Below are 17,164 nucleotides of genomic sequence, written 5' to 3'. Positions count from 1 at the left end.
GTCTTCTTCGCCGGGGCGTGGGAAGGGTTACGAAGACAAAATATCGCAAGAAACGTGGCTTAATGCGTTTATGTACTAGCATAAATGGACAGGACACGCGTTTGCTTAAGGAGAGACCATGCACAAAACCTGGCTTGCAATCACGCTGGCGGCTTTGGTGGCCGGTTGCGCCACCGGTGACACACCCGCGGCGAAAAAGAAAAATGCTCAGAAGGAAACCAATGCCGCGCTACAGGAAATTTACAACGAGCACGCTGGGGCTAAGTCTGCGGTGGCGGGTAGTATGGCGTATCTGGTGTGTACTGGCAGTGACAGCTATCTGCTGGCGGCTGCGTCAGGGGGCGGCGTGTGCACGTATCACAAGGGTGGGGCTATCAGCTATTATCGTTTTGCATCGCTGGGAGCCGGGCTTGGGCTCGGGTTTAAGAAAATTGCGTTTGTTTACGCATTTAATAATCAAGTAGCGATGAAGCGGTTTGAAGAAGAAGGGTGGGACGCCGGGGCTAAAGCAGATGCGACCGCGAAAACCACCGAAGAGGGTGATCAGGCTGCCGCCAATACCTCATATGATGCCAATGGGGTGAAAGTCTTTCAGACGGCCTTGTGGGGGGCAGCCGCTCAGGCGACAGTGCAAGGCTACAAGTTCTGGGAAACCGATTTTACCGATGACGTGATTGAGCATTCCGAGTAATCCGTCTGCCGGCCGCGATTAAGCGGCCGGCCTCCGAATCAACGAAAGCAAACCTGTGCCCAACGAGCCAGCCCTGCCGTGACGGAGCCGAAATAGTTGCCGCTCACCACTGGAATGCCGGGTAGCGTCTGTTGTACGGCTGCTTTCAGAATCGGTGATCGGGCCGAGCCGCCGGTCATGAAGATTACATCCGGTTTAATCCCACCTAAGGTGACCGCCTCACTCACCAGTTCCACCATTTTGCGTTGTGGCGCTGCGATCGCCTCGATCATGGCGTCACGGTGAATCTCGACCTCACACAGATCCGACATTATCTTCAGTTGTGTGGTGATGCTTTGGCGCTCAGACAGCGCAATTTTGGCTTCTTCCGCTTTCTTCACCAGGCTATAGCCCAGGGTATCCTGATACACCGCCATCAGACGGGCAAGTTTTTGTGGCTCCTGTGCGTTTTTGACCAGACGTTGAAGTTCTGCCAAGTTTTCCCGGGCATAAAACTTACTCTGGGCGCTGACGTCATTGATGGCGATCGGGTTCCAGAATTGTGTCAAAGCGATATCCAGCCCGTCATTGGTTTTGCTGCCAAGGCCGAAAGGATGCATCAGTTGTTTAAACGTCAGATGGATATCCAGATCGTTACCGCCTACCCGTTGGCCACTGTGTGCGATCAGACTGTGCTCGCGCTGGGCCTGGCCGCAAAAAGAAGGGCCCATTTGAATCAGCGAGCAGTCGGTGGTGCCGCCGCCGATATCCACCACCAGAACGGTTTTGTCCTGGTGGAGTGTGGCTTCGTATTCCAGACCGGCGGCGACCGGTTCAAACTGAAACTCAACATGACGGAATCCCGCACGTTTCGCGGCCCGGTGGAGAATCCGTTCGGCCTGCTGGTTTGACGCTTCGCCACCGCGCCCGTGGAAGTTGATTGGCCGGCCAATGACGGCATCATCAATACTGTGTTGAGTGTGGTATTCGGCCTGTGCTTTGATGTTGGCCATCATGGCGCACACCAGATCTTCGAAGAAGCTCAGTTGTACGTCTCGAAGCCCGATTGCGCCCAGAAACGATTTAGGGGATTTAACGTAATAGACTTCTTGCGGGTCGTCGAGATAGCGGGTCAGTGCCGCCTGACCGAATACCACATCATCAGGATGGAGCTCGATGTCTTCTTCTTGGTTGGTGGCAATGGCACGGCGCAATAACTGCTCACCTGTGCTATCAGCCGGTGAGATACGGCGATGGCGAAACAGGTGTTCAGACACCGACTCTCGGGTCGGAGCGGCCAGGGTTGACGGAATGTACAAACCTTCTTGTTCCAGCGCAATCAGTTGGGGCTCCTTGCCCACCATCTGGGCTACCGAGCAGTTTGCTGTACCGTAATCAAAACCTATATACATGTGCCACCTCCAACTTATCGCGAAAAAAGGTCGGAGATGCTACCTCAAGCCGGGCCGCTTCTCTAGTTGAATTTTGGCTGTTGCATAGGGTTCCGCCAAAATTGTGAAGCGCCGGCTGAAATGGCCGCTGAGTAAGCGCAAGCTTAGATTTCATCGCTTGCTGACGCAGATTGACTTGCTATACACATTTCTCGTCGCAGCGACTGTTAGGCTGATCACTCACCTGCACAATCTTGCACGATTTGGGAGAACAAACCATGGAAACCATTCTGGTATTTGGCGGGTTGGGCGACCCCAAAAGTTCGGTTATTGCCCTTTATCAACCGCTACTTCGTAAACTGCAACGTCGCTTTCATCTGGTGGCGATAGATCCGGCCGTCAGTCACCCGGACGCACTATTACGGCGTCAGCAATACGCGTTTGAGTACGCCGATGTTTATGCTTCGCTGCAAGCCTACAGACAACAACATTCGACAGAATCCGTTGCCGCCAGCTTCCTGCTCACCCCAGTCGCGACCCACCTGCCGTTGATTGAGGATTTGTATCAACACGGACTCTCTTCTAACAGCTTGATTGTGGTGGAAAAACCGTCGTTTTCGCTGCGCCAGTGTGAGCGGGGTTTCCACCAACTGATCCCGGCCATGCGTGCGCGGGGCACGCGGTTTTACTTTGTCGATACCGCGCTGGTGGCCCCCTCTCTGGAGGCGTATCTGAAGCGTGACGATGCATTGTCCACCAAACGGCCAAATAAAATCATTGCCGTCGCCAGTGATAACCCTGTTAACAGCGTGCCGGCGTTAGACGCATTTCGACTGAAGCACAACATTGCGGCGATCAATCAGCGTCGGCTGCTGGAACCGGAGATGGCCGGTGGCGCCGGACTCGGGCTGGACATGGGAGTCCATGCTATCGCGGGTCTGGTGCGTCTGCTGCAATATTCCGCCTGGGAGGTCAGTGGCTTTGATGTGACAGGAGCACAGCTAGAGGCGCTCATGCATGTGGATTTACTGCGTCAGCCTGGTGCGGAAACGTATTTGTATGCACAGGGGACGTTGCAGGCAAAGGAGCACCAAATGGTGTTTGAAGTGCAAGGCGGTAAAGGCAGTGACATCTGGGACCGGCGCCTGGAATTGTATTTTGACGATCAAGTGGTTGTGATTGGCCTGGGCACACTGAAACATGCGCCTTACTTATGGCGCTGGGCAGATGGCCGGGAGGAGTTTCAGCTGTTTGCAGCCCAAACGGCCGGGTATTCTCAGCACGCGATAGATATTCTGGCGGAGTTAGCCGACGTGCCCGATTCAACACGAATACTGACCTGTCTGGAAAGCGAACTGCTGATGGAAAAAACCATGGCGTTTCTTAACCAGATCTATTTGCGGGTCGGAGATTCGCTGCACGAGCGGGAACGCCAGATTCGACACGTCGACAAACACTCTCCCGCGCACTTGTCTGAGCGAGAGTATGAAGTTCGCAGCAGGCTGTACGACTTTGTTAACCGTATCATTCAGCGTGAGTGACAGGCGGATCACATCCGCTGAGCGTGGCTCTGGTGTTTCAGAGGCGGGCTGTCCAAGATAAGTGCACTCACAACAGAAGCTGGTTCAGTCGGTTGCGCGCCAGCATCCCCAACTCGTTCTGGTTGGGTATGGCGACCAGGCCGGGTGTCAGTTTCTGCAGGCTATCGGTTTTCAGTTGTTGTCTGACTTGGCCGTTTGGCAAAAAACCGAACACGTGATCTGATAAGGTGGCCCCGGTGGCGGAGCGCGTGCGGGGTGACACATTTTGACTGAACGTCACATTATGTAGGCCTTGTCGCCGAACTGTCATATTTCTAACCACATGAAATACATGGCTATTTTCTATTTCCAACCGCGATTCTGCTTCACTTTCCTACCGCTCTTACTCTCTTTTGTACAAAATGTGACCATATCTGACAAGGGGAAACTTTCACCACCACAATTGATGATAACTCTCACAATATCAAACGGATATTGAGGCATTCAGCGGTTCTTCTCTTACAGTTTTTGATGGCTTTTTTAGCACACGGGTGTGCTTAGCAGCCTTTATTTTTTTGTTTTTTAATTGAAGGGAAGAATATGAAATTCAAAAAGAGTTTATCTGCCGGGCTCCTTTTGTTCGGAGGTCTGAGCGGTGTGACACCATCCGTCGCTGCGGAGGTGCCACGAACCGCATTTGTCCATTTATTCGAATGGAGTTGGCCGGATATTGCCACCGAATGCGAAACCTTTCTTGGCCCTAAGGGGTTCTCTGCGGTTCAGGTGTCTCCGCCGCAAAAAAGCGTCAGCAATGCTGCCTGGTGGGCGCGCTACCAACCTGTTAGTTACTTTTTTGAAGGGCGCAGTGGAACCCGGGCTCAATTTGCGGATATGGTCCAGCGTTGTAAAGCGGTGGGGGTCGATATTTATCTGGATGCGGTGATCAACCATATGGCAGCACAAGATCGCTATTTTCCAGAAGTGCCTTACAGAAGTAATGATTTTCACAGTTGCACGGGCGATATCGATTATTCCAACCGCTGGTCGATTCAAAATTGCGATCTGGTTGGGCTGAACGATCTCAAAACCGAGTCAGAATACGTTCGGCAGAAAATTGCAGACTATATGAACGATGCGCTCAGTCTGGGCGTGGCGGGGTTTCGGATTGATGCCGCCAAGCATATCCCGGCCGGCGACATCGCGGCGATCAAGAGCAAGCTCAACGGCAGCCCGTATATCTATCAGGAGGTTATCGGGGCGGCAGGGGAGCCGGTACAAACCAGCGAGTACACGTATATTGGAGACGTGACGGAATTTAACTTCGCCCGGACCATCGGGCCTAAATTTAAGCAAGGTGGTATTAAAGACCTGCAGGGGATTGGTTCGTGGAGCGGCTGGCTGAGCAGCGACGATGCGGTGACCTTTGTGACCAACCATGACGAAGAACGCCATAACCCTGGCCAGGTTCTCAGCCATCAGGACTTTGGCAATCTGTATTTCCTCGGTAACGTGTTTACTCTGGCGTATCCTTACGGCTACCCAAAAGTGATGTCGGGGTACTACTTCAGTAATTTTGATGCCGGGCCACCATCGACAGGGGTACATTCTGGTAATGCGTGTGGCTTTGATGGCGGTGATTGGGTCTGCGAACACAAATGGCGTGGTGTAGCCAACATGGTGGCGTTTCGCAACCACACAGCAGCCCAGTGGCAGGTCACTGACTGGTGGGACGATGGTTACAATCAGGTGGCGTTTGGTCGTGGCGGGCTGGGCTTTGTGGTGATCAATCGAGATGACAATAAAGGCATCAATCAGAGTTTCCAGACGGGAATGCCCGCTGGCGAGTATTGTGACATCATTGCCGGTGATTTCGACACCCAGAGCGGTCATTGCAGCGCTACGACGATCACCGTCGACAGTCAGGGGTATGCACATTTTACTGTCGGTAGTCATCAGGCCGCTGCGATTCACATTGGCGCGAAACTCGGCTCCGTGTGCCAGGACTGTGGCGGCACGGCCGCAGAGACAAAAGTCTGCTTTGACAATGCACAAAACTTTAGCCAACCGTATTTGCATTACTGGAATGTCAATGCGGATCAGGCCGTAGCGAATGCAACCTGGCCGGGCGTCGCGATGACGGCTGAAAATGGCGGTTACTGCTACGATTTTGGTGTCGGTCTCAATTCACTTCAGGTAATTTTCAGCGATAACGGCGCCAGCCAAACCGCTGATCTGACCGCCAGCAGTCCGACGTTGTGTTACCAGAACGGAACGTGGCGTGACAGTGACTTCTGCCAGAGTAGCAATGTGGGCAACGAGAGTTGGTATTTCCGTGGAACCTCAAACGGTTGGGGCGTGAGCGCACTCACTTATGAGGCTGCGACAGGCCTGTACACTACGGTGCAGAGCTTTAACGGGGAGGAGTCGCCCGCACGCTTTAAAATTGATGATGGTAACTGGAGTGAGTCGTATCCAAGTGCTGATTATCAAGTCGGTGATTATGCCACCTACACGATCACGTTTGACAGCCAGACGAAGGCCATCACCGTGACTTCGCAGTAACGTCAAAGCGGCACGGTGATGAGCTGTGCCGCTTTCTGACTAATCGTTGTCGCGGTGTATCTCGCAAGGTGTTGAGAGCGTCACAATGTTTAAAACACAGATGCGATGAATGGATTAAGTTGGTTCATTGGGCACCATCCGATAAGCCAGTCGCAGTGGGTTGGATTCGGTATGAGATGAGTAGCCACAAGTACCGACCTGATAAGTCTTGAAACTGCCGTAGTATTGAACGGTGGTGCTGGCATGGCCCATCGTATCTTTAAACCCGCCCCAGGTGCTCATCGGGGCCGTAAATCCGTACGCTTCGGTCTGAAACCAAGTGCCGCCGTTACGGGTACCAAACAGCAAATTTCCCCACCGGTTTGGGAACAGAATTTCAAATTGTTCATCGGTACTGTTGTGAGAAGACATACCGGTGCGTGATCCGCCGTCGAGATCTCCGTTGTTCAGTAACGCCAGCCAATATTGGTAGAACATTTTATTGTCCGCTACTTCGACCTGGCCACCCTTAAACACGCAAGCACCGCCCTCGTTGTACATTGAAGCTCGGCTATACAACAGACGGATATCGTTAATGACCTGCAAAAACTTTTTTTGGCCGGCCTGAAAATGAGCTTGATCGCGCAGGAGTAACTGATAGATAGAATACGCAGAGTGTCCAAGCGTGGCACAGCCATAATCTGCCCGGCGTTCCAGCGCGTCGGCAACGGAGAGTCTCAGCATGATCGGTTCCTTTTGTTCTGAGGATAAAAGAAAGCTAGGTGAAATGACGGATAAGACAAATATATCTGAGTGATTGGTGCGGAGCAGGAGAGGGGGATGGGGGCAACAAAAAAGCTCCCGAAGGAGCTTTGTCTGGTTAGTCTATTAGGCTGAACAGTAAGGCAGAAATGGCCAGAGCGCCGGCCAGCAGAATAAAGTACGTACTCAGTCGGCCACGGTATGCTTTGAGCGAATCCACTTTATAGACCGCGATCATTGGCATGATGAACAGAATCATGGCGATGACCGGGCCAGACAGTGCTTCCATCATGCCCAGAATGCTCGGATTCATGACAGCCGCAAACCAGATCGCAAAGAACATCGCTACCACGCCCAGTTTGTCGGCTTGTGAGTAGCTCAGGTCGCTGTGTTTAGTCACCAAGCCATTCAGACTCTCACGTGCGCCGAGGAAGTGGCCAAGGAACGAGGAAGTAATGGCGATGAATGCGACCAGCGGGCCCAAAGTGGCAATAAACGGGTTGTGAGTGACATTGGCCAGATAAGACAGTACAGAGACGTTTTGCTGTTTAGCTTCAGCGAGTTGCTGCGGAGAAAGCGTCAACACGCAAGAGAAGACAAACAGCAGCACAAAGGCAATCAGCATAATGCTGGTACGCTTTAAAATCTGCTCGGATTTGACCGTTGCCTGATCATCATAGTGGCGACGTTGTACGCCGACAAAACTGGAAATGGCTGCCGCGTGACTGAACGAAAAAATGACGACGGGGACGGCAAGCCACAGTGTTTGACTGAAGTTGGCGATGTTTGGCATATCCAGTGACGGCATTTGCCAGTTTGGGATAAGGTACAGAGACAAAAAGCCAAGAATTGCAACCAGTGGGTACACCATTGCGGCGAATGCGCGAAGCATCAATTTCTCGCCACCCATCATGATCGCAATCATGGTGAACACCAGCACACCAGACAAGAGCACACGCGGTGGTGACGCCATGCCAGCCTGATTAATCAGAAAACTTTCGACGGTATTGGTCAGGCCGACGCCATAAATCAACAGAATCGGAAAAATAGACAGAAAATACAACAGGGAAATCAGGCGTCCAGCCTGAGCGCCGAAGTGTTCTTCCACCACGTCAGTAAAATCCGATTGCTTATTTTGCGAAGAAAGCACAAATCTTGCTAGCCCCCGGTGGGCCAGAAATGTCATCGGGAATGCCAGGACGGCCATGATCATTAACGGCCAGAACCCACCAATACCGAGATTGATTGGAAGAAACAGTATGCCAGCTCCGACGGCGGTACCAAACAGGCTTAAAACCCAATGTGTATCATGGCGTGTCCATGTCGCGCCTGCTGACAGGTCACTGTTTTTTGATAGTTCTATAGTTTGTTTCACCCTAGACTCGCTTCTTTCTAATATTTTAGTCCAGGAATGTTATACATTTTGAAACTATATATCACACAAATGTTGCAGGTATTAATTCTGTATGTTCTGGTTTTTATAGATCTATGAAACTATGAAAAATTATTAAATCCAGTTTTTAATTTCAATAATATTTTTATTTTTAGATTTAAGTTTCAAAAAATTAATCAAGTTTAGTTTATTGGATTTGTTTATTATTTGCCGGTTTAGCCACACTTTTGTTTGTTTTATGTTGCAATTTGGTGGCAGGGAAAATAGGGATGCAGCAAAGCTGTAACAGATTGACTCGGGCAGTCTGTTTTGATGCATATTGGCGAGCGCTTTCACAGCTTCTGTCTCGACAACGAGTTAGAGTGCAGTTCATGGAGTCCATCATGAGGACATTGTTGATGACGATACCGATAATCTTAGATTGTGATCCTGGACATGACGACGCTATTGCACTGATTCTGGCGTGCGCGTCGCCGGAGTTGGACATTCGCGCCGTGACCACCAGTGCTGGCAATCAAACCCCAGACAAAACGCTAAATAATGCGTTACGAATTCTAACCCTGCTGGACCGCTGCGACATTCCCGTCGCGGCTGGCGCCGCTAAACCATTGAAAAGAGAGTTGGTGATTGCCGACAATGTGCATGGTGAAAGTGGTTTGGATGGCCCTTCTCTTCCTGAGCCCGGCTTTTTGGCCCAACAAACGGATGCCGTGTCGCTGATGGCTTCTGTATTGCGAAGCAGTGAGCATCCCGTGACGATTGTGCCCACCGGCCCGCTAACCAACGTGGCACTGTTACTGGCTACGCACCGCGATCTGATCCCCAAGATAGAACGTATTGTGTTGATGGGAGGCGCAGCGGATTTTGGCAACTGGACCGCGGCGGCTGAATTCAACATATATGTCGACCCGGAAGCCGCCGATATGGTGTTTCGTGCTGGGGTGCCGATCACCATGTGTGGTCTGGATGTTACCCATAAAGCGCAAATCCTGGCGCACGATGTTGACCGTATTCGCAGGGTCAACAATCGCATTGCGACAACGGTAGCTGAGCTGCTCGACTTTTTCCTCATCTATCATCAGGATCCAAAATGGGGTTTTGACGGCGCACCGCTTCATGATCCGTGTACGATTGCCTGGCTGCTGGCACCGGAACTTTTTACTACGCGTGCATGCTGGGTCGGGGTCGAAACTCAGGGCGAGTATACTCAAGGTATGACGGTCGTAGATTTGTTTCAGTTATCCGGGCGGGAGGCAAATGCCGACGTTGTACTGGATGTTGACCGGCAGCGGTTTGTGGATCTTCTGGTAGCACGTCTGGAGGGATACACAACCAGCCATCCGATCGGGTAACGCACTTCAATCAAGGAGATGAGGATGAAACAGCAATGGATCGTAAAGAGTGTATTGTGTGCATGTTTGCTGGCTGCACCGTTGCCGCTGCTAGCGTCGGAGCGGGCCGATACCGCCTGGCAGTGGATTGTGCAAGGAGCCATAGTGGTGGACGTCCGAACGCCGCAAGAGTTTGAACAACAGCATCTGGATGGTGCACGCAACTACCCGCTGAGTGACGTGGCAACCGCTTTCAATCATCTGGACAAAAACACCCCGATCGTTCTCTATTGTCGCAGCGGTAACCGCTCTGCCAAAGCGTATGACTATCTCCGGCAAGCGGGCTTTACTCAACTGCACAACGGGGGTGGGCTGGAAGAAATGCTGGCAGTGAAGCCATGACCGCTTATTGACCGCGTGTCGGACAACCGACGTTATGATCGGCTGAATTGGGCTCGGTACTGCTTGGGAGAGACGCCAACCAGACGGCGAAAATGGTGGCGCATGGTCATGGCGTTTTCAAAACCAGACAACTGGGCCAGTTGATCCATGTTGTGTGCGTCGCTTTCCAGTAAGCCTTTGGCGCGTTCGATCCGCTGCTGTGTCAGCCACTCTTTTGGTGACTGGTGAAAGCTGGTGCGAAACTTACGGTCAAATGTCCTGCGCGACATATTGGCTTTGGCTGCCAGCATGTCAATGTGGATGGGCTGATGCAAATTGTGGTTGGCCCAGTTGAGAGCCTCAGAAAACTGATTCGGTACTTCCAGCATCGGCGTGTCGACAAATTGAGATTGTCCGCCGTGTCGATGCGCGGAGACCACCAGGCGTTTGGCGACCTGATTGGCCGTGGCGTAGCCAAAATCGCGGCGAATCACGGCGAGCCCAAGATCCAGTGCTGCTGCACTGCCAGCGGAGCAGCCAATTTGACCATCAAATACATACAGGACGTTTGGTGCGTAATCCACATGAGGAAAGCGGGCCCGAAAACGCGCTTCAAACTGCCAGTGCGTTGTGGCTTGGCGGCCATCAAGTAATCCCAGTTCAGCGAGAAGAAAGGCCCCGGAACAAAACGTCAGAATTCGTTTGCCGGCTTCGGCAAAGCGTGCGACCTGACGGTGAATCTCTGTGTCTGTGGTTGTTGGCCGAGTCGGCCAGCTCGGGATCACCAGCATGTCGTAGGGTTCCAGACTGTCTACGTTCCGTGCCTGCAATAATACCTCGCCAGTGGTGACAAACGGCTGATGCTCGAGATTGACCACTTCGGTGTGATACCACTGCTCAAACTCTGGTCTCGGCAGGGCAAACAGCTCTGCGGCGCAGGCGAGCTCAAACAGCGATGCGTGGGCGTGAGTAAGAATCGCCACTTTTTTCATCAGGCCTCTCCATGGGACTCATGTGGATAAACTTGGCTTGATATTAACGCACTATGGCTTTTTCGCCAGTGTCCGAGAGCCAGAATGAGAGCCACAATAAGATCTGGTCAATCACACAACAAGGACACGTTATGACAAGCGCCGTTTCCCGAATTCCAGCTGCCGACAGCGACGCCGCTTTGGCACATTTTTCAGCCCTTCAACGGTTTGAAACCGATTGCTGGGACGTTCACCACGCAATGACCAATGGGTTGCAGGATTTTGTCCTGATCGATGTGCGGGGGGGCGAACTTTACCGGCAGGGGCACATAGCCGGGGCGATCAATATTCCGCACCCACGCCTGAACTTCAACAATCTGGCCGAGTTTCCGCTCGATACCCTGTTTGTTGTGTATTGTGCCGGGCCACACTGTAATGGTACTGAGAAAGCCGCGATCCGGTTAGCCAAACTGGGACGCCCGGTGAAAAAGATGATCGGTGGCGTAACCGGTTGGCTGGACGAAGGATTTGAACTGAGGTCAGGGCTGACGGAAGAGGGTGAGGTGACGGTATGAAACTGATCGTGGGACGCGACTCGACCTGGTCGCTGCGCAGCTGGCTGTGCGCCAGTCTGGCCGGATTCATGCCGGAGCTTGAGATTATTGATTTGTCCCGTGGTGAGGCCTCGAAACAGCTTCACCGGTTATCACCAACCGGGCTGGTTCCGGTGCTTAAGGACGGGGATATCGAGGTACACGATTCGCTGGCGATTGCGGAATATTTGAACGAACAAAGTGATGGCAATTTGTACCCGTCAGATACCGCGCAACGCGCGCTGGCCCGCAGTTTGTGTGCCGAACTTCACGCTGGATTCCCGCTGTTGAGAAGTCGGTGTCCGTTTACCTTGGACGCTGTGACGCCAGTGCAACCGGACGCAGCGATGCAGCGTGAATTGACGAGGATAGAACGGATCTTTTCCAACGCGAACAGTCACTTCTATTTTGCTCAGCCCAGTGTGGTGGACGCGTTTTTTGCTGTGATGGCCGTCAGGTTGCAGCACTACGGGCTTGAGCTCGTTGGGTCAGCCGGAGAATACCAGCATCAACTGTTGCGTTGGCCTGCTCTTAAGGAGGCGTTAAAGCAAGCCCGGTTGTGGCGGGAGGCGGGCGCATGAACATCGGAATTTACATCTATGACGATGCCGAAGTGCTTGATTTTGCTGGGCCATTTGAAGTGTTCAGTACGGCCCGCAGACTCGCTCAGAATGACTGGCAGATTTTTTTTATTGCTCAGGAGGATGCTCTGGTGAAAGCGCGCGGCGGTATGATGATCAGCCCGCATTATCACTTCGCCAACCATCCGCCGCTGGACATGTTGCTGGTCGTCGGGGGGCTGCATCAAGCACAGCTCGATAAGCCAGCAGTGATAAACTGGATCCGCCAGCAGGCCCGGCAAGTGAGTCGAATAGCGTCGGTGTGTACCGGCGCCTTCTTGCTAGCGGAAGCGGGCATCTTAGATGGATTGAGTGTCACCACGCATTGGGAAGATCAGGCGGCGTTGCAAGCGCGTTATCCAGCATTATCTGTGCTCACAGACACGCGTTGGGTTGAGCAGGGACACGTGATGACCTCTGGAGGCATTTCGGCGGGTATTGATATGAGTTTGTCTCTGGTCGCACTTCTGGCGGAACGCACCTTGGCAGAGCGCACGGCTGTCCAGATGGAATATCGCTGGCAAGCGTCGCCGTAAACGAAAAGAGCCTGTGACATCACAGGCTCTTTTGCTTAGGAACGCGTTGGTTCTTTGTCTTGCTCTGGTTTTGTCCTGTCCACCAGCAGGTAATCAAACACGTTACGGGCAAAAGGTGCACCGACCCGTGAGCCGCCGTTGCCGTGTTCAATCACCACGGTAGTGACGTAGCGCGGATGCTGAAACGGTGCAAATGACGTAAACAAGCCATGATCAAGCAGGTTCTTGGCCAGTTTTTTGGAGTTGTACACTTCGTCTTTTCTCAGGCCGAACACCTGAGCCGTACCAGACTTACCGCCACTTGAATATTGCGCCCCTTTAAATGCTCGTCGTCCGGAGCCGCGGCTGCCTTCATTTACCAGTCGCATCGCGTTGATCGGAATATCCCAGTCTTGAGCCGGGACGCCTGTAATCGCTGGCAGCGGTTTGGGTTCCCACTCTTTGGCGTGACTGAACTGTTCACCGTGATCTAAGACGGCGCGAAGCAGGTGGGGCGGCATCACTTTTCCGTGATTGAGCAACACAGACGTTGCTTTGGCGATTTGCAGCGGGGTGGCGGTCCAGTACCCCTGACCGATCCCAATCGGAACGGTATCGCCTTGGTACCAGGGGACATGATGACGGACCATTTTCCACTCACGCGTCGGCATGTTCGCGCTGCTCTCTTCACGAATGTCGATCCCCGTGGGCCTACCGAAGCCGAATTTGTTCATCCAGGTTGAAATGCGGTCAATACCCAGATCATACGCCACCTGATAGAAGAAGGAGTCGACCGATTCTTCGATCGCCAATGTGACGTCCACATTGCCATGACCCCAGCGTTTCCAGTCGCGCCACGCTTTAGAATTCCGTTTTGAGCCAGGAATTCGCCACACGCCATGATCGTTTCGCACCGTATTGGGAGTGATCACGTGTTCAGACAAGCCGGCGACGGCCATAAAAGGTTTCACCGTTGACGCTGGTGGATAGACGCCGAGGGTGACGCGGTTCACAAGCGGGTGAGACGGATCGCTCAGCAGTGCACGATAGGCTTGCCCAGAGATGCCGTTGACAAACGGGTTGGGATCGTAGCTTGGGCTGGAGGCCATCGCCAGCACGCTGTTGTCTTGCGGATCCAAGACCACCGCACTGCCCTGACGGTGATCCAACTGGTCAAAGACAAACTGCTGCAGTTTAATGTCGATGTTCAGTACGATGTCCTTACCGGCGACAGGTGGGACGTATTTGATGGTTCGGATCACCCGACCACGGCTGTTGACTTCCACTTCTTCATAGCCTTTGGTGCCATGCAGTATGTCTTCGTAGTAACGCTCTACGCCCAGCTTACCGATGTTGCGAGTCGCCTGATAGTTCGTGAGCTTTCCCTCTTTATCAAGGCGTTGTAGATCACGGTCATTGATGTGCGAGACATAGCCCAGCACGTGGGTCAGAATCTCTCCGAACGGATAGTAGCGTTTGAGATCGGCACTGACTGACACGCCGGGAAACGCGTACTGATGCACCGAAAACTGGGCGACTTCCTGTTCATTTAGCTCACTTTTGATCGTCACCGACAGAAATCCACGTGTGTGCTGGTAGCGCTTTTTGAACGCATCGGTTTCTTCCGGTGTCAGAGTGATGAATGGGGAGAGTTTTTGCAGCAGGGTATCCACATCGCCCGCCTGTTCAGGGATCATGTCCAGGTTGTAGATGGGTTGATTCTCTGCCAGCAAGACGCCGTTGCGGTCGTAGATTAAGCCGCGTGTCGGAGCGATAGGTAAGATTTTGATGCGGTTGTCGTTAGATCGGGTTTTATAATCTTTGTAATGATTGACTTCCAGGTTGTACAGGTTGGCAATCAGCACCCCGATCAGGGCAACAATGCCAAAAAAAGCCGCAATGGCGCGCCGTTTGAACAGTTTAATTTCTTCTTCATGATTACGAATGGGCGTGCGTTGATGAAAATTCATTGTATCTTGAGCTCGTAAGGTTACATCGATGCACTGAGAAGAGCAGGCCGCCAGGGAAAGGCGGTGATGTTGTTACATTTAGTTACACTTAGTCGGTACTCTAACGAGGATCGTTTCAGTAATTGTACGAGCAATGTCAACTTTGTGGCCCTGCGTTGAGATTCGCGTGGCTTTTGGGCTATTTGTTCTCAACTGCATCTTTTTTAAACACTATCGATTATCATGAGCGTTCTCTCGTGCTGACTTGATGATGAAACTCATGCTGTCTGAATGGATCTCCACACCGGCGTTGATTGCCGCATTTCTTATTTTTGTCGGGTCATTTGTCCAAACTGCGATTGGCTTTGGGCTGGCGATTGTGGCTGCTCCGTTACTGTTTCTGGTGTCGCCGGACTATGTGCCAGCGCCGATCTGCCTGGTGGCATTGTTTATTTCTGTGCTTAACGCGCTAAAACATCGTGACAGCGTGGAAATCGGCGGTTTGAAAATGGCGTTAATTGGCCGGGTGCCAGGTTCAGTTGCCGGCGGCGTGCTATTGGTCATGGTGTCGACGGATGTACTGGCACTGTGGTTGGGGTTCTTGGTACTGTTTGCGGTTGCGGTGAGTCTGTTGCCGTTTCGGATTGAGCCGACCCCTATGCGGATGGGCGTGGCCGGTTTCTTTTCCGGTTTTTTTGGCACCAGTTCTGCGATCGGTGGTCCGCCCATGGCATTGCTGCTGCAACATCAGGAAGCCAATCAGCTGAGAGGAAATTTGTCGGCCTTTTTTGTGTTCAGCTCGCTGATCTCGCTGATCATTCAGATTCCCGCTGGCTTTTTTACACTTCACCATGTGTGGATTTCGATACCTCTATTACCAGCGGCCTGGCTTGGCTACAAACTGGCCCGGCTTACCACCCACAGTCTGCCCAAGGACAACATTCGAATGGGCGCGCTTTTGCTCTGCTCGGTCAGCGGGGCGACAGCCGTGTGGCAAGGGTTCAACTAAACTCGTTCATCCCAGATTAAGGAAACATCATGATACTGGAAGTCGCTATATTGAATGTGAAACCAGAATTATCCACGCAATTTGAGCGGAACTTCGCCCAGGCACAGACTATCATTGCCTCTATGCCGGGCTATATCGCGCATCAATTACAGCGTTGTCTGGAAACCCCTGACCAGTATCTCTTACTGGTCAACTGGGAAACGCTTGAGGATCATGAGCAGGGATTTCGCCAATCGCCTCAATATCAGGAATGGAAGCAACTTTTACATCATTTTTACCACCCATTCCCCACCGTGGAGCATTATGAACGGGTTTTCTGAAAGGAGCGACAATGAGAACGTTAGGTAACATTATTTGGTTTATTTGCGGCGGCGTCTTTATGGGGCTGGCGTGGTGGTTGTTTGGTTTGTTGGCTTTTATCAGCATTATCGGCATTCCATGGGGACGTGCCTGTTTCGTGATGGGGAACTTTTCTTTTTTCCCGTTCGGCTACGAAGCGATCTCGCGTGATGAGTTGACCAATGAAACCGACATCGGAACCAGCCCGCTGGGTTTTATCGGCAACGTGATCTGGTTTTTACTCGCGGGTATCTGGCTGGCCATCGGTCATATTATGTCCGCTGTGGCGTGCTTTATTACCATCATAGGTATTCCGTTTGCGCTGCAGCACCTGAAACTGGCGTATATTTCACTGGCCCCGATTGGTAAAACCGTGGTGCCGAAAGAAGAAGCGGCCGTGGCGCGTTATTCGAAATACAACAAGTAAGCGGTATATGAGCCCCGATGAGGGGCTCTTTTTTGTATGGAGAAAACCCCCAGCTAGGCTGGGGGTTCCGTAAAGCTTACAGCTATAAGTTAGTTATATAACCCCTTTCAATTTGATAAAAACGTCTTGTGGTCTGGCAACTGCAAGAGTTAATTAAGAATTGAAAGGGGGTCCCAATGGGGGACGAAAAGAGCTTAGCGCACACGCGATGGAATTGTAAATATCATGTAGTTTTTGCACCAAAGTACAGAAGGCAGGTGTTCTATGGTGAGAAACGAAGAGCAGTAGGCGAGATACTTAGAAAGCTATGTGAATGGAAAAGTGTGAATATTATTGAAGCGGAATGCTGCGCAGATCATATTCATATGCTTTTAGAAATACCACCGAAGATGAGTGTTTCATCATTTATGGGGTATTTGAAAGGAAAAAGTAGCTTGATGCTCTATGAGCGATTTGGGGATTTGAAGTTCAAGTACAGGAATCGAGAATTTTGGTGTCGAGGGTATTATGTCGATACGGTAGGAAAAAACACTGGCAAGATACAAAGTTACATAAAGCACCAACTAGAACAGGATAAAATGGGAGAGCAATTGTCGATCCCGTATTCAGGTAGCCCGTTTACGGGCCGCAGGAAATAGTCATATGCAAATGTCAGATCACTACGCGCCTGCTAGGGCGCTGCTAGTAGGAGAGCCTTATAGGCGCATATGAAAAACCACCGGCTATGCCGGTGGATACTTTTTTTCAAGGTA

General features: G+C 52.0%; 18 protein-coding genes. 12 read left to right on the top strand and 6 right to left on the bottom strand.

Features of this window, described 5'->3' with window-relative positions:
- Positions 1-118 precede the first annotated feature (118 nt).
- On the top strand, positions 119-691 hold the full coding sequence (locus tag VPR01S_RS15515) for a lipid-binding SYLF domain-containing protein (protein ID WP_021706307.1): 573 nt from the start codon (positions 119-121) through the stop codon (positions 689-691).
- A gap of 38 nt (positions 692-729) precedes the next feature.
- Here VPR01S_RS15515 and yegD read toward each other — a convergent pair whose 3' ends face one another.
- Complete coding sequence (gene yegD, locus VPR01S_RS15510; protein WP_021706306.1) at positions 730-2,082, bottom strand: molecular chaperone; 1,353 nt, start codon at positions 2,080-2,082, stop codon at positions 730-732.
- A 257-nt stretch (positions 2,083-2,339) separates the two neighbouring features.
- On the opposite strand from yegD, the gene VPR01S_RS15505 reads away from it, so the two are divergent.
- The gene (locus tag VPR01S_RS15505; protein ID WP_021706305.1) at positions 2,340-3,602 is read left to right on the top strand and encodes a hypothetical protein; all 1,263 of its coding nucleotides are present in this window, start codon (positions 2,340-2,342) and stop codon (positions 3,600-3,602) included.
- A 67-nt stretch (positions 3,603-3,669) separates the two neighbouring features.
- On the opposite strand, the gene VPR01S_RS15500 is transcribed toward VPR01S_RS15505, so the two are convergent.
- Complete coding sequence (locus VPR01S_RS15500; protein WP_021706304.1) at positions 3,670-3,882, bottom strand: hypothetical protein; 213 nt, start codon at positions 3,880-3,882, stop codon at positions 3,670-3,672.
- Positions 3,883-4,181: 299 nt separating this feature from the next.
- On the opposite strand from VPR01S_RS15500, the gene VPR01S_RS15495 reads away from it, so the two are divergent.
- A complete protein-coding gene (locus tag VPR01S_RS15495; protein WP_021706303.1) occupies positions 4,182-6,143 on the top strand; it encodes a starch-binding protein in 1,962 nt (653 codons plus the stop codon).
- A 114-nt stretch (positions 6,144-6,257) separates the two neighbouring features.
- Here the strand turns inward: VPR01S_RS15495 and VPR01S_RS15490 are convergent, their stop codons facing one another.
- Positions 6,258-6,866 carry a hypothetical protein gene (locus tag VPR01S_RS15490; RefSeq protein WP_021706302.1) on the bottom strand — a complete coding sequence of 203 codons (609 nt, stop codon included), beginning with the start codon at positions 6,864-6,866 and terminating at the stop codon, positions 6,258-6,260.
- Positions 6,867-7,002: 136 nt separating this feature from the next.
- On the bottom strand, positions 7,003-8,259 hold the full coding sequence (locus VPR01S_RS15485; RefSeq protein ID WP_021706301.1) for an aromatic amino acid transport family protein: 1,257 nt from the start codon (positions 8,257-8,259) through the stop codon (positions 7,003-7,005).
- Between the two features lie 416 nt (positions 8,260-8,675).
- On the opposite strand from VPR01S_RS15485, the gene rihA reads away from it, so the two are divergent.
- Positions 8,676-9,629 (top strand): pyrimidine-specific ribonucleoside hydrolase RihA, encoded by a 954-nt coding sequence (gene rihA / locus VPR01S_RS15480; protein ID WP_040902885.1) that lies wholly within the window; start codon positions 8,676-8,678, stop codon positions 9,627-9,629.
- Between the two features lie 24 nt (positions 9,630-9,653).
- Positions 9,654-10,010 carry a rhodanese-like domain-containing protein gene (locus VPR01S_RS15475; protein WP_021706299.1) on the top strand — a complete coding sequence of 119 codons (357 nt, stop codon included), beginning with the start codon at positions 9,654-9,656 and terminating at the stop codon, positions 10,008-10,010.
- Between the two features lie 32 nt (positions 10,011-10,042).
- Here the strand turns inward: VPR01S_RS15475 and VPR01S_RS15470 are convergent, their stop codons facing one another.
- Positions 10,043-10,981, bottom strand: a complete 939-nt coding sequence (locus VPR01S_RS15470; RefSeq protein WP_021706298.1) for a helix-turn-helix domain-containing protein — start codon at positions 10,979-10,981, stop codon at positions 10,043-10,045.
- A 131-nt stretch (positions 10,982-11,112) separates the two neighbouring features.
- Here VPR01S_RS15470 and VPR01S_RS15465 point away from each other — a divergent pair, with 131 nt between their 5' ends.
- Genes VPR01S_RS15465 through VPR01S_RS15455 form a run of 3 tightly spaced genes read left to right on the top strand, consistent with a single transcriptional unit; the run spans position 11,113 to position 12,709 of the window.
- Complete coding sequence (locus VPR01S_RS15465) at positions 11,113-11,535, top strand: rhodanese-like domain-containing protein (RefSeq protein ID WP_021706297.1); 423 nt, start codon at positions 11,113-11,115, stop codon at positions 11,533-11,535.
- On the top strand, positions 11,532-12,134 hold the full coding sequence (locus VPR01S_RS15460; protein WP_021706296.1) for a glutathione S-transferase N-terminal domain-containing protein: 603 nt from the start codon (positions 11,532-11,534) through the stop codon (positions 12,132-12,134). Before VPR01S_RS15465 ends, VPR01S_RS15460 begins: the two co-directional genes overlap by 4 nt.
- Positions 12,131-12,709, top strand: a complete 579-nt coding sequence (locus VPR01S_RS15455; RefSeq protein WP_021706295.1) for a DJ-1/PfpI family protein — start codon at positions 12,131-12,133, stop codon at positions 12,707-12,709. The genes VPR01S_RS15460 and VPR01S_RS15455 overlap by 4 nt, the downstream gene beginning before the upstream one ends.
- Before the next feature lie 35 nt (positions 12,710-12,744).
- Here the strand turns inward: VPR01S_RS15455 and mrdA are convergent, their stop codons facing one another.
- Complete coding sequence (gene mrdA / locus VPR01S_RS15450) at positions 12,745-14,658, bottom strand: penicillin-binding protein 2 (protein ID WP_021706294.1); 1,914 nt, start codon at positions 14,656-14,658, stop codon at positions 12,745-12,747.
- 259 nt (positions 14,659-14,917) lie between these two features.
- Between mrdA and VPR01S_RS15445 the strand changes: the two genes are divergently transcribed.
- The 4 genes from VPR01S_RS15445 (at position 14,918) to tnpA (ending at position 17,050) form a co-directional block, all read left to right on the top strand.
- Positions 14,918-15,646, top strand: a complete 729-nt coding sequence (locus VPR01S_RS15445) for a sulfite exporter TauE/SafE family protein (RefSeq protein WP_021706293.1) — start codon at positions 14,918-14,920, stop codon at positions 15,644-15,646.
- Between the two features lie 29 nt (positions 15,647-15,675).
- The gene (locus tag VPR01S_RS15440; RefSeq protein ID WP_021706292.1) at positions 15,676-15,966 is read left to right on the top strand and encodes an antibiotic biosynthesis monooxygenase family protein; all 291 of its coding nucleotides are present in this window, start codon (positions 15,676-15,678) and stop codon (positions 15,964-15,966) included.
- An 11-nt stretch (positions 15,967-15,977) separates the two neighbouring features.
- Positions 15,978-16,412 (top strand): YccF domain-containing protein, encoded by a 435-nt coding sequence (locus VPR01S_RS15435; RefSeq protein WP_021706291.1) that lies wholly within the window; start codon positions 15,978-15,980, stop codon positions 16,410-16,412.
- 176 nt (positions 16,413-16,588) lie between these two features.
- Entirely contained in the window at positions 16,589-17,050 is a 462-nt protein-coding gene (tnpA, locus tag VPR01S_RS15430; RefSeq protein ID WP_021706290.1) for an IS200/IS605 family transposase, read from the top strand.
- Positions 17,051-17,164 lie beyond the last annotated feature (114 nt).

Source organism: Vibrio proteolyticus NBRC 13287 (assembly GCF_000467125.1).
Taxonomy (GTDB): domain Bacteria; phylum Pseudomonadota; class Gammaproteobacteria; order Enterobacterales; family Vibrionaceae; genus Vibrio; species Vibrio proteolyticus.
This window is presented reverse-complemented; position numbering and strand designations above follow the sequence as displayed.

Bases quoted from the DNA above. Each gene is read 5' to 3' on its own strand.
- VPR01S_RS15515 (WP_021706307.1), top strand. From the start codon at position 119: ATGCACAAAACCTGGCTTGCAATCACGCTGGCGGCTTTGGTGGCCGGT.
- yegD (WP_021706306.1), bottom strand. From the start codon at position 2,082: ATGTATATAGGTTTTGATTACGGTACAGCAAACTGCTCGGTAGCCCAG.
- VPR01S_RS15505 (WP_021706305.1), top strand. From the start codon at position 2,340: ATGGAAACCATTCTGGTATTTGGCGGGTTGGGCGACCCCAAAAGTTCG.
- VPR01S_RS15495 (WP_021706303.1), top strand. From the start codon at position 4,182: ATGAAATTCAAAAAGAGTTTATCTGCCGGGCTCCTTTTGTTCGGAGGT.
- VPR01S_RS15490 (WP_021706302.1), bottom strand. From the start codon at position 6,866: ATGCTGAGACTCTCCGTTGCCGACGCGCTGGAACGCCGGGCAGATTAT.
- rihA (WP_040902885.1), top strand. From the start codon at position 8,676: ATGACGATACCGATAATCTTAGATTGTGATCCTGGACATGACGACGCT.
- VPR01S_RS15475 (WP_021706299.1), top strand. From the start codon at position 9,654: ATGAAACAGCAATGGATCGTAAAGAGTGTATTGTGTGCATGTTTGCTG.
- VPR01S_RS15470 (WP_021706298.1), bottom strand. From the start codon at position 10,981: ATGAAAAAAGTGGCGATTCTTACTCACGCCCACGCATCGCTGTTTGAG.
- VPR01S_RS15465 (WP_021706297.1), top strand. From the start codon at position 11,113: ATGACAAGCGCCGTTTCCCGAATTCCAGCTGCCGACAGCGACGCCGCT.
- VPR01S_RS15460 (WP_021706296.1), top strand. From the start codon at position 11,532: ATGAAACTGATCGTGGGACGCGACTCGACCTGGTCGCTGCGCAGCTGG.
- VPR01S_RS15455 (WP_021706295.1), top strand. From the start codon at position 12,131: ATGAACATCGGAATTTACATCTATGACGATGCCGAAGTGCTTGATTTT.
- mrdA (WP_021706294.1), bottom strand. From the start codon at position 14,658: ATGAATTTTCATCAACGCACGCCCATTCGTAATCATGAAGAAGAAATT.
- VPR01S_RS15445 (WP_021706293.1), top strand. From the start codon at position 14,918: ATGCTGTCTGAATGGATCTCCACACCGGCGTTGATTGCCGCATTTCTT.
- VPR01S_RS15440 (WP_021706292.1), top strand. From the start codon at position 15,676: ATGATACTGGAAGTCGCTATATTGAATGTGAAACCAGAATTATCCACG.
- VPR01S_RS15435 (WP_021706291.1), top strand. From the start codon at position 15,978: ATGAGAACGTTAGGTAACATTATTTGGTTTATTTGCGGCGGCGTCTTT.
- tnpA (WP_021706290.1), top strand. From the start codon at position 16,589: ATGGGGGACGAAAAGAGCTTAGCGCACACGCGATGGAATTGTAAATAT.